8 protein-coding genes are annotated in these 6,000 nt (G+C 73.1%); 3 read left to right on the forward strand and 5 right to left on the reverse strand.

The features are described 5' to 3' along the window. Positions 1-312: 312 nt before the first annotated feature. The gene (locus tag JGS39_RS23385) at positions 313-1,182 is read right to left on the reverse strand and encodes a helix-turn-helix transcriptional regulator (protein WP_219571357.1); all 870 of its coding nucleotides are present in this window, start codon (positions 1,180-1,182) and stop codon (positions 313-315) included. 148 nt (positions 1,183-1,330) lie between these two features. Here JGS39_RS23385 and JGS39_RS23390 point away from each other — a divergent pair, with 148 nt between their 5' ends. Further along, complete coding sequence (locus tag JGS39_RS23390) at positions 1,331-2,092, forward strand: SDR family oxidoreductase (protein ID WP_219571361.1); 762 nt, start codon at positions 1,331-1,333, stop codon at positions 2,090-2,092. 5 nt (positions 2,093-2,097) lie between these two features. Here the strand turns inward: JGS39_RS23390 and JGS39_RS23395 are convergent, their stop codons facing one another. Further along, on the reverse strand, positions 2,098-2,526 hold the full coding sequence (locus tag JGS39_RS23395; RefSeq protein WP_219571363.1) for a hypothetical protein: 429 nt from the start codon (positions 2,524-2,526) through the stop codon (positions 2,098-2,100). Between the two features lie 203 nt (positions 2,527-2,729). On the opposite strand from JGS39_RS23395, the gene JGS39_RS23400 reads away from it, so the two are divergent. Together JGS39_RS23400 and JGS39_RS23405 are read left to right on the forward strand one after the other, a co-directional pair. Beyond that, on the forward strand, positions 2,730-3,575 hold the full coding sequence (locus JGS39_RS23400; protein WP_219571365.1) for a MurR/RpiR family transcriptional regulator: 846 nt from the start codon (positions 2,730-2,732) through the stop codon (positions 3,573-3,575). A 148-nt stretch (positions 3,576-3,723) separates the two neighbouring features. Beyond that, positions 3,724-4,260, forward strand: a complete 537-nt coding sequence (locus JGS39_RS23405) for a hypothetical protein (protein ID WP_219571367.1) — start codon at positions 3,724-3,726, stop codon at positions 4,258-4,260. Between the two features lie 26 nt (positions 4,261-4,286). Here JGS39_RS23405 and JGS39_RS23410 read toward each other — a convergent pair whose 3' ends face one another. The 3 genes from JGS39_RS23410 to JGS39_RS23420 all read right to left on the reverse strand — a co-directional run. After that, on the reverse strand, positions 4,287-4,661 hold the full coding sequence (locus tag JGS39_RS23410) for a hypothetical protein (protein ID WP_219571369.1): 375 nt from the start codon (positions 4,659-4,661) through the stop codon (positions 4,287-4,289). A 74-nt stretch (positions 4,662-4,735) separates the two neighbouring features. Further along, complete coding sequence (locus JGS39_RS23415) at positions 4,736-5,206, reverse strand: roadblock/LC7 domain-containing protein (RefSeq protein WP_219571371.1); 471 nt, start codon at positions 5,204-5,206, stop codon at positions 4,736-4,738. 38 nt (positions 5,207-5,244) lie between these two features. Beyond that, a partial coding sequence (locus tag JGS39_RS23420; protein WP_236065790.1) for a transcriptional regulator occupies positions 5,245-6,000 on the reverse strand: 756 nt, incomplete at its 5' end.

A 6,000-nucleotide genomic window follows, 5' to 3' on the forward strand; every position in this document is an offset into this window, starting at 1 on the left:
CGCGGCCGTAGAACGGAACGCCAAGCCGTAGAACGGAACGCGCGGCCCGGGAACGGAACGCGCACTTCGTGAAAACGGTACGAGCGCGACACGTGGCCGCAGCACCGGCTTAACACGGCTCGGGCAGATTAGTGGGTGTCGGCAGGGAAACCCGCCGGCACCGAAACGGCGACACGGACTACGGAGCGGCTCCCGGACCTCCACCGTCGCCCGGATGCGAGATCCGGCCCTGACCCGGATCGCGTCCTTCGCGGGGACCGCCGTCGTCCCGCCCCCTGGGAAACCGGGGGTGCGGCGGTCCCCGCGACACATCTATGCGCGGAGACCGCGCGCACCCTCCTCATCCCCGCCCTGCGCCTGCGGCGCGGCGGCCCAGCTCGCCAGCAGGGCGATGCGCTCCGCCGTCTCCGAACCGGGCTCCGGGGTGTAGACCACCAGGGACTGGTCCGGGTCGCCGGGCACGCCGAGCGTCTCGTACGGAAGCGTCAGCCCGCCCACGACCGGGTGGTCGATCCGCTTCACGCCGTACGTCTTCGCCTTCACCTGGTGGTCCGCCCACAGCCGGCGGAAGTCCTCGCTCTTCATGGACAGTTCGCCGACCAGGGTGGCGAGCTGCTTGTCGTCGGGGTGAAGTCCCGCGTCCAGGCGCAGATACGCGACCGTCTCCGCCGCCACGGCCGGCCAGTCCGGATACAGCTCCCGCGCCGCCGGTTCCAGGAACGTCTGCCGCGGCATGTTCCGTTCGGCGGCGGCCATCCGGGAGAAGCCGACGACCGCGTCACCCAGCGCGTTCCACGCCAGGACGTCCATCCGGCGGCCCAGGATGAAGGCGGGCGCCGGGTCGATGGTGTCCAGGAGCAGTCGCAGCCCCGGCCGTACCCGCTGCGAGGCGGGCTGAGCGGCCTTGCGCGGTGCGGGGCGGGCCACCGTGCGCAGATAGGCGTGCTCCGTCCCGTCCAGCCGGAGCACCCGGGCTATCGCGTCGAGCACGGCGTCCGAGACGCTGGGGCCGCGGCCCTGTTCCAGCCGGATGTAGTAGTCGACGCTGACCCCGGCGAGCTGGGCGACCTCCTCGCGCCGGAGCCCGGGGACGCGCCTGCGGCCGTAGGAGTTCAGCCCCACGTCCTCGGGCCGGATACGTGCGCGTCGTGAGCGGAGGAAGTCTCCGAGGTCGCCGTCCATGCGGCCGATCGTAGAAGACCGGCCGCATCCCAGCCTGGTACTGCCGGACCCAGGAAGGACGCACCCCTGGGTAGCCGCCGCGCGCCGTCACAGAGTGGGGACCGGCCCGGGGAAGCGCCCCGGAGCACCAGCACCGAGGAGTACCGACATGTCGTACGCAACGCTCGCCGGCCGTACCGCAGTCATCACCGGAGCCGCCAGTGGCATGGGGAACGCGACGGCACGGCTGCTCGCCGCCCAAGGGGTACGGGTGGCGCTGCTGGCCCGCCGCGAGGACCGGCTGACGGGACTCGCCGGGAAGATCACCGCCGACGGCGGCCAGGCACTCGTCGTGGTCACCGACGTCACCGACCAGGCGTCCGTGGACGCCGCCGCCGAGCGGGTGCGTACGGAGTTCGGCCCGGTGGACCTGGTGGTCAACGCGGCCGGTGTGATGCTGCCGAACCCGGTGGACGCGGGCCGCGCCGACGAATGGCAGCGGATGCTCGACACGAACGTGACGGGTGTCCTGCGCATCATCCGGGCCTTCACGGCCGACCTGGTGGCGGCCGCCGCCGGGGGCCGCACCGCCGATCTGGTCAACATCTCGTCGATCGGCGCGCACGTCACGTTCCCCAACTACGCCGTGTACGGGGCCACGAAGGCCGCGCTCACGTACCTGTCGGCCTCGCTGCGCACCGAACTCGGCCCGCGCGACGTCCGCGTCACGAACATCGAGCCCGGCCTCACCGACTCCGAACTGGCCGGCCATGTCGACAACGCGGAACTCAGCGGTCAGCTGGACGGCATGTTCGACGCGCTCGGCGGGCTCTCCAGTGACGAGATCGCCGACCTGATCGCGTACACGACCAGCCGCGCACGCCACATCAACCTGCGCCAGGTCGTCGTGCTGCCGACCCGGCAGGCCTGAGGCGCTCAGTCCTCCCAGTCGGACGTCGTCCGCCGCTCGTTCTCCCGGCGCCCGAACACCCGCCCGCTGTGGGCGGCCTGGACGATGTTGACGCCGACGATGCCGAGCCAGGCCACGACGAGCCCCTCGATCCCCGCGTTCGCGACACCGATGGCGGACAGCGGGATCGCCAGGATCATCGAGATGATCCCGAACCCGAAGCGCTCACCGAAGTTCCCCAGGGGCAGCTGCGGAGTGCGCGCCCCGCGGGCGACGCTGATCTGCTGCTCGGCGAGATGGCGCCGGACCCGGCGGTCGAGCGTGCCGTCGAGGCGCTGTTCGACCTTTTCGAGAAACGACTCGACGAGCGCGGACTCGTACTCGGCCCCCAGCTCGCTGCGGGCCTGCAGGGTGGCCTTGAGCTCCTTCTTGAGCTCGGTGTCGGGTGCGTCCATGGTTCTACGGTACGAAGCGGGGACGGCCGGGTCAGTGGGGCTAGCCCCCCGGTTTCCCCTAGGGTCCTTCGTCCGGACCGGGCCCAGGGGCCGGTCGGCGACCCGTCCACGGAACGGCTGCATATGGACATGCAGACGGCTTGCTGGCTGAATGGATTCGTCGGTGCCGGATCCCGGCACGGCCGATCTACCGAGGGGACAGCATGAGCGGGAGCAGCCCGGCCGCGCGTGTGCAGCAGCTGTTCGAGGGGCGCAGGCTCACGCCCACGCAGCGGCGCATCGCGCACTCGATGGTGCGCAGGGCCGGCGACGCTCCGTTCCTCTCCAGCGTGGAACTGGCCGAACTGGCCGGGGTCAGCCAGCCCTCCGTCACCCGGTTCGCCGTCGCCCTCGGGTTCGACGGCTATCCCGCGCTGCGCAAGCACCTGCGCGAGGTCGCCCCGGCCGGGCCCGCCGAGGCCGACGGGGAGGACACGTACAACGAGTACCAGCAGGCGGTGCTCGGCGAGATCGAGAACCTGCGCCACCTCGCCGAACTGCTCGCCGACCCGGAGCCCGTCGAACGGGCCGGACGGCTTCTCGCCGCCTCGCGGCCCCTGCTCGTGCTCGGGCTGCGCGCCGCTTCCTCGCAGGCCCGGGGCTTCGGATACTTCGCCGCCAAGGTGCACCCGGACGTCCGGGTCCTCGACGAGGGCGGCAGCATGCTGTACGACCGGATCGACGCGGCCCGGCGGGCCGGTGCCAATGCGCTGATCTGCTTCGCGCTGCCGCGCCACCCCCGCGAGGTCGTGGAGGCCCTCGCCCACGCGCGGGACCAGGGACTGGCCGTGGTCTCGGTCGCGGACTCCGCCTTCGCTCCGGTGGCCGCGCACAGCGATCTGCTGATCCCCGCCGCCGTGGGAACGGGGCTCGCCTTCGACACCGCCTGCGCGCCGATGCTGCTGGGGCGGGTGCTGCTGGAGGCCATGTGCGACGAACTGCCCGACGCGCAGGCGAGGCTGGAGGAGTTCGACGCGCGGGCGGCGGCGCGGGGCCTGTTCGTCGAGTGACGGGACCCGGCGTCACTGCTCCGCGACCACCACCGCCGTTTCTCAGACGTCGCTCATGTACGGCCCTTAATCTGCGCCCACGCAATGGTGCGCAGGAGTCGTCGAGAGGGGCACGGACGTGGGGCGCGGAGCGCAGTCGTTGGCGAGAGTGGCCGTGATCGTACGGGCCGGAGCGGCGCCCATGTGGTGGCCGGGCCTGGTCGCCGCGGCCATCGGGGCACTGGTGCCGGGACTCACCGGCCGCCGCATCGGACTGCTGGCGGGGGCGGCGCTGTTCCTGGTCACCATGGCCGTCGTCGCACTGTCGCGCGGGGGCCGGTATGCCGCGCTCGCCCGGGACGCCACCCGGGCCGGCCGCACCGACTTCCTCCAGGACCGGGCCGTGACCGTACGCAACTGGCGCCGGGGGCACCGCTGGTGGTTGCTGGGGGCGTTCCTCGCGGCGGTCGCCAGTGCGTTCGCCGTGCCCGGGGCGGGCGGGCTGCTGCTCGCAGGGGCCGGTGCCGGGCTGTGGGCCAAGGCGGTCCGGATCGGGCAGCGGGAGCGCCGGGACGACGTCCTGTACTGGGTCCGCACGGACCGGGTGGGGCGCGGGCGCCCCGCCGGCAAGCAGGTCGAGGCCTACCGGACGACGGGGCCCGCGGCGGGCGACGCAGCGCCAGGTGGGGCGCGGCGCTCCCGCTGACGCCGGGGTTACTGAGACGCGGGGTCTCAGATCTCCAGGTCGGCCTCGATCTTCTTCAGCTGGTGGCGGGCCATGGCCAGGTTCGCCCGGCCGGAGTCCAGCACGAGGTACAGGAACAGGCCGTTGTTGCCACGGGTCTTGAGCAGCCGGATCAGGTGGTACTGGGTGCCCAGCGTGATGAGGATGTCCTCGATCTCGTCCTTGATGCCGAGGTGCTCCATGGTGCGGAGCTTTGCGCGTACGACGTCGGTGTTGCCCGCGGCGGCGACCTCCAGGTTGAAGTCCTTGCCGCCGCCGAGGGTGCCCAGCGCCATGCCGCTCGTGTAGTCGACGAGGGCGACACCGGTGGTGCCCTCGATGGACGACATCGCTTCCTTCAGTGACGCTTCGGTGTTCGCCATGAGTACTCGTTTCCTTTCCCTGACCGGTCGGGAGGACCGGTTCCGTTTCTGGGTCGTGCCGGGCTCGTGCGGGGTCATGTCGGGCGGTGCGGCAGAGGCCCGGGCTGGTGCGCGGTGCGGGGCACCGGGGCCCGTGGGCCCGGCGCGGGCTGCGGGGCGCGTTCCAGGGCGGCGTCGACGAGTTCGCCGATCCGGGAGCCGGACCTGCGGCCCTCCAGATGGAGCCGGCCGACGTTGATCCGGTCCTCGGCGAGCAGGGTCAGCACGGCCGAGGAGCCGGCGGCGTACGTCGCGATGTAGCCGGTCTCGCCGCGGACGAGCAGTTCGCGGAAGCCGCCGCGGCCGGTCGCGTCCGTCATCCGGATCGAGACGCCGAGGGCGGCCGCGGTCAGCGCCGCGACGCCCTCCGCCTCGACCCCCGGGGTGTCATGGGCCAGGACGAGGCCGTCGGTGCTGGCCGCCAGGGCCCCGGAGAGGAGCGGAACCCGGGCCCGTAACCGCTGGAGCTCGGCCAGGACATCCTGGACTTCGGCCTCGGGCACCATCAGCTGTCTCCTCCCGGCACGCTGTCTGAGCGCGCGTATCACAGGGCCTCCAATGCGTCTCGGAGCCGGCGCAACAGGGCGACGTCGGGGTCGGCCGTGACCTCGGGGAGCGCGATGCGGCCGGCCGGGTCGGCCGTCTCCCGTACCGCGGCGACGAGTCCGGCGGCCGCCAGCCGGCGCAGGTCGACCAGGGTGTGGAACGCCGACCTGCCCAGCTCCTGCGCGATGTCCGTCGCCGTACGCACCCCGTCCACGCGCTCCAGTACGCGGCGCCGGTACGGCGGTACGGGGGAGTCGGCGGGGCGGCCGGTGCCCACGAGCGGGGCAGTGTCGGTCACCGACTCCGGCCAGATCCGGTCCAGCAGTTCCCGGCGCCGGAGCGTCTCGCGCTGCACGGCGTCCACGGGAACGGGGCGGACCGGGCCGATCCAGTGGGCGACCCCGTAGCGGAAGCGGGCCGGGGCCCGGGTCGGGGCGAGGGCGAAGAACGCGGCGTCGTACAGCGCCCCCAGGTGGCAGAGCTCCAGGGCGCCGCCCGGCACCCGGCCGCTGTCCACGAGGTAGCGGCCCACCCGCTGCCCGGCACCGGCCTGGGCGACCGCGTCCCACCAGCCCTCGCGGCGCAGCGCGCCGCCACGGGTGAGCAGGACGTCGATGCCGGGGGTGGCGGGGCTCTCGGCGTGCACCACCTTGCCGTCGGCCAGGTAGAGGGTGCCGCGGTCGCGCATCAGGGCGCCGGTGGCCCGTTCGGCGGCGAGGCGCTGGAGCATGGGCGAGAGGACGGGGGCCGGGGC

The sequence above is a fragment of the Streptomyces poriferorum genome, from assembly GCF_019399235.1.
Taxonomy (GTDB): domain Bacteria; phylum Actinomycetota; class Actinomycetes; order Streptomycetales; family Streptomycetaceae; genus Streptomyces; species Streptomyces poriferorum.

Coding starts and splice junctions, on each gene's coding strand:
- JGS39_RS23395 (WP_219571363.1), bottom strand. CDS start 2,526: ATGGACGCACCCGACACCGAGCTCAAGAAGGAGCTCAAGGCCACCCTG.
- JGS39_RS23410 (WP_219571369.1), bottom strand. CDS start 4,661: ATGGCGAACACCGAAGCGTCACTGAAGGAAGCGATGTCGTCCATCGAG.
- JGS39_RS23385 (WP_219571357.1), bottom strand. CDS start 1,182: ATGGACGGCGACCTCGGAGACTTCCTCCGCTCACGACGCGCACGTATC.
- JGS39_RS23390 (WP_219571361.1), top strand. CDS start 1,331: ATGTCGTACGCAACGCTCGCCGGCCGTACCGCAGTCATCACCGGAGCC.
- JGS39_RS23415 (WP_219571371.1), bottom strand. CDS start 5,206: ATGGTGCCCGAGGCCGAAGTCCAGGATGTCCTGGCCGAGCTCCAGCGG.
- JGS39_RS23400 (WP_219571365.1), top strand. CDS start 2,730: ATGAGCGGGAGCAGCCCGGCCGCGCGTGTGCAGCAGCTGTTCGAGGGG.